Origin of the sequence: Brevundimonas sp. (assembly GCF_003248455.1) — a bacterium.
In the GTDB taxonomy this organism is placed as follows: domain Bacteria; phylum Pseudomonadota; class Alphaproteobacteria; order Caulobacterales; family Caulobacteraceae; genus Brevundimonas.
Map to the genome: position 1 here is coordinate 1 of NZ_QFNM01000067.1, position 4647 is coordinate 4647.

The 4647-nt window shown below is 51.2% G+C and carries 2 protein-coding genes and 1 pseudogene; all 3 read left to right on the top strand.

The genetic code is table 11. From position 1 onward, the window contains the following. Nucleotides 1-79 precede the first annotated feature (79 nt). Nucleotides 80-933: pseudogene (locus DI624_RS15890) on the top strand (transposase); the annotation flags it as partial. Between the two features lie 274 nt (nucleotides 934-1207). Then, nucleotides 1208-3052, top strand: a complete 1845-nt coding sequence (locus DI624_RS15895) for a glycosyltransferase family 1 protein (RefSeq protein WP_291540509.1) — start codon at nucleotides 1208-1210, stop codon at nucleotides 3050-3052. A gap of 18 nt (nucleotides 3053-3070) precedes the next feature. Further along, nucleotides 3071-4537 (top strand): hypothetical protein, encoded by a 1467-nt coding sequence (locus tag DI624_RS15900; protein WP_291540511.1) that lies wholly within the window; start codon nucleotides 3071-3073, stop codon nucleotides 4535-4537. Nucleotides 4538-4647 lie beyond the last annotated feature (110 nt).

The following is a 4647-nucleotide window of genomic DNA, read 5'->3' on the forward strand; positions in this document are numbered from 1 at the left end:
TCAAATCCTCGACCGTCGCCCGCTTGCGCCACTTCGCCACCGTCTTGGGATTGATCCCAAGTTCCCGGCTCAGCGTCGCGAGCGAAGCCTGCGATCACTCTAGTATCTGGCCGTGTTGGACGACGCGGCCTTTGGCGGCGCCACGCCGGTGACGCCCAAGTTCATCTCGCCGGCCGATCCAGCCTCACGCTGAACCGGTGCCAACAAGGGCCTGGCCTTCTTCGCCTATGCGACCAACTATCTGATCGATCTGGACCACGCGATCGTCGTCGATGTCGAGCCATCCACCGCCGTGCGCCAGGCCGAGGTGACGGCGGCCCGCACCATGATCAAGCGGGTGGGGGAAATCATGAGCTCTGGCCCGCCCGGCTGGCGGCGGACACCGCCTACGGCTCGGCCGAAATGCTGGACTGGCTGGTCCACGACCAGGGCATTGAGCCGCACATCCCCGTCATCAACAAGTCCGAGCGGATCGACGCGACCTTCTCACGCGTCGACTTCTCCTATGACCATGCCGCCGACCTCTACCGCTGTCCGGGCGGCAAGGAGCTGAAGCAATATCGGCGGGCCTTCCGCGCGGACCACCCCGATACTCCGCCGGATAACACCTATCGCTATCGCGCAAAATGGATTGCGACGCCTGCGCGCTGAAGAGCCGTTGTTGCCCAATGCGCCGGCGGGAAGTGACCCGCTCCATCCACGAAGGCGCCCGGGACTTCGCCCGCGACATCGCCAAGACCGACGCCTACGTCGTCTCCCGGCGCGAGCGGCAGAAGGTCGAGATGCTGTTCGCCCACCTCAAGCGCATCCTGAAGCTGGACCGACTGCGCCTGCGAGGTCCCAACGGTGCCACAGACGAGTTCCTCCTCGCCGCCACCGCCCAGAATCTAACTCGCCAAACTGATCCCGCCACCGACCCCGGCGACCGCGTGAGGCGGGACCAAACCTCAGCGTCCGTTACTGGCCGTGATCTCAGCAGCCGCCCTTTTCAACGAAATCCGACATCAACCGCTTTATCAAGGCGCATAACCAGCCCCCGGCCCTTTATCTGGAAGGCCGATCCGGACGAAATTATAACTGCCGTCGGCGCGGCACCAAATGTTGGAATCAATCCACTAGTCCGGTATGATGTTAATAAAGTTAAACAGGTTAAGTGGCGATAGTGCCGATGCCTGGACTTTTCGTGTCTGAAGGGTAGTGTGAATCGATGGGGGAACGTATGGTCGCGTCGTATATTTTCTTTGATGTATCTGATTTTGTTTATTTCATCGGTCATCACGACAACCTGACTGGTATCCAGAGGGTTCAAGCCGAGATAATTAAAAATCTCCCTTATTCTGATACAATAGAATGCCATTTCATGTCGTTTTCGCACAAGGCACGAACGTTCGTCGGTGTCGACTATGGTTATCTGATCGAAGTTATCGAAGATTTAGCTCGACCTGTACAGTCCCGCACCGTCAATTATGACAGAGAGGCTGCGCGCGGTGGCGTTCTTTCACGAGATGGGGCCATACCTCCCGCAACCGTTCCCAAGTATAATAAAAGCGTGATCTGCTTGCTAGGTGCTGCCTGGGTCCAAGAGAATTATGCGCTTCACATGCACAATTTTCGACGACAGTATAACGCGAGGTTTGTTGGGCTAATTCACGATCTGATTCCGATCTTTGCGAAAGAAACCTGTGATCAGGGCACCGCGCTCGTTTTTGAGCGGTTTATCAGTGAATTTCTGAATTACTCAGACGCCGTCTTAACCGTCTCTCAATCCACGAAAAACGACTTGCTGCGTTATATCGCGCAATCAGGTTCGGATTATACTGGCAGCATTACGGTAACCCGTAATGGGGGCGGCATATGTCGTCCTGCAGAGGGAACGGTGCTCAAACAAGCGCTGGCCACGTCGGGCGATTTCATTCTTTTTGTCAGCACGATTGAGGGCCGAAAAAACCATCACCTGGCATTTAAAGCGTTGGCGCAAATCCTGGCCCGGCGTGGCGATTGCCCGAAATTGATATGTGTTGGTCGGGTCGGATGGCGTGCTGAGGATTTCCTCAACAGCTGTTACGAAACCGATTTCCTAAACGGTCGTATCCAGATACTTCAGGACATATCCGACAGCGAATTGTCGACCCTATATGAGACATGTAAGTTTTCGATTTACCCTAGCATGTATGAGGGATGGGGGCTGCCGGTTGGCGAGTCACTGGAACGCGGCAAAGTCGTGATCGCTTCCGATAGTTCGTCTATCCCGGAAGTTGGTGGCCCGGCGGCCGTTTACTTTGAATCTGGGTCGGTCGATTCATTGGCTAAGGCTATAGAAGCCAATTTTTACGATGATTCAGTTTATGAGAAAAGCTGTGCTGCAGTTCTCGATTACATTCCTACAACATGGCCAGAGGTTGCCGAGCGTGTTGTCGCCGCTTGTGCGCAGGTCATCAACGAACCGACCCGAAATCTGTATCGGACATTGGAGATTGGTAAGGAATATCCGTTCCGCAAAGTTCCCGTAATCGACCATAATTTAAACGGTGATGCGCTTTCCGACGCCGTTATGGCGGCCCGAGCCAAAGTGCTTACTAATGGTGCATTTCGTAGCGCTGTTTATAATTTAGGCCTTGATGTAAGGCTGGGTTCGGGTTGGTGCGCTCCCGAACATTGGGGATCGTGGATATCCGCAAAAGGTGGCGATCTGATCTATCAGTTGGACGGCGATGTTGACGAAGTGATTGTTCAACTCGCTTATCAAATTGTAGGCTTCGCGCCGAATGTACATGTCAAAATTCGAGCCAGCGGCGGCGGAACGTTAAACCTATCGAACTTACCTCAGAACGGCGTGCTGGTCATACCTAACGTCAAACGTATTGACGGCATGGACGGATCCTATTTTTCTTTAGCGATATCTGTATCGGCCTCGCCTGATACTCTTGCTGCCATTTCTCAGGCAGATTCCAGGTTGCCGATCATTGGTTTGAAAAGCTTTGTTAACATCAAACCAAATGATTTCGAAGCTCGGCTTGCACTTCTCGAACATGCATTAATGAGTGGCGCCTAACATCAGTTCTGGAGGTATATGATGAACCTTACCCCAATATGTATCATGTCTTTCAACAGGCCTGATTTGCTCGACCTCACACTGCATAGCTTAAAGAACCAAAGTCGCTCGATTGAAGGTTCGCCTATCGCACTTTTCCAAGATTGGTCAGATAGTGATAGCGCCCTCCATGCAGAATGTGTGTCAATATTTAAGACTCACTTCCCAAGCGGCTTTATTTTTGCGGCAGACGTAAATTTAGGAGTGGCCTTAAACTTTGATCGAGCTGAAAGGTGGTCGTTCGCAGAATTGGGAGCTGATGTAGCTTATTTCTTTGAAGACGACATGGTTCTGTCTTATCATTATATTGCTACCCTAGATAGAATGTCCGAACTTGCTCTAGGCGACGAGAAAATTGCTTATGTCGCCGCATACGGTAATCACCGCTTGAGATTAGATGAACAAATATCACAAAGTCATCTTATAATTGAAATGGACCATAAGTGGGGCTTCGCCCTGACGAAACGCCAATGGTTGAAGCAAAAGCCGTTCATTGATGGATATCTCGATATTGTTCGTAAGCGACCATACAAGGAACGCGACAATTCAGCAATTCGTCAATATTTTTCTTCTCTAGGATATAGCAGTCCTGGCACTTCGCAAGATGCCGCGAAGGACGTGGCGTCGTGTGTGCTTGGAACAGCAAAGATAAATACGCTTGTTTCATTGGCGAAATACATAGGCGAGGAAGGCTTGCACTCTACTCCTGAGGCGTACGCTGCTGCTGGTTATGGTGAAACGCAAATCTTTGACCGAGAACCTTCGGTAGAAAGGCCATCCCCAGATTTTATCGATTTGTTGATTGAAGAAAATCGACGTAATGGCAAGGTTCACTTGCAAAGATTTCCGGCTATCATCATTCCAGATATGCCACATATGCCTAGTCAGGAGATCGATTTCCTAGAGCGGCACCTGTCGACCTCTAAATGTTATCTGGAATATGGAGCTGGCGGTAGTAAGCGGTTAGCCGCCCGTTTTAAGGTGCCTCAAATAATATCTGTAGAAAGTGACAATATTTTCCTGCGCGCAGTGAGTGATGCAGTAGCATTGGAAGATAGCACTTCTGATTATGTTCCTTATTATGCGGATATAGGTCAAACGAGAGAGTGGGGTAATCCAGTAGATAATAGATCGTTTAGGCGGTGGCCAGATTATGTGCATGGTGTTTGGACTGAAATCAGTAGGCGAAACTGGAGTCCTGACTTTGTCCTTATTGATGGTCGATTCAGGGCGGCTTGTGCCTTGTGTTGCATAATAAATTCAAAGGCTGGCACCATTCTTATGGTCGATGATTATGAAGGTCGGGAGCACTCATATAGCATCATCAACAAGTATTCGTTTTTAGTGGATAAAATTGGGCGCGCCGCAGTGTTTGAAGTGCCTCCGGGTGTTGATTTGCGGAGAATATCGTATGATATAACGCGGTATTGCTTAGATTTCAGTTGAATACTGAAACTTGACGTGCCCCCTCTGTTCCCTCGATCATTGTGAGAGCCCAGGGGGTTGATAGCCGATCTGCTGCGCCGGCGGGAGCGGCCGTGCGGCGGAGCTGATCA

Excerpts from the sequence above, each read along its gene's own strand:
- DI624_RS15895 (WP_291540509.1), top strand. The coding sequence starts at position 1,208 with ATGGGGGAACGTATGGTCGCGTCGTATATTTTCTTTGATGTATCTGAT.
- DI624_RS15900 (WP_291540511.1), top strand. The coding sequence starts at position 3,071 with ATGATGAACCTTACCCCAATATGTATCATGTCTTTCAACAGGCCTGAT.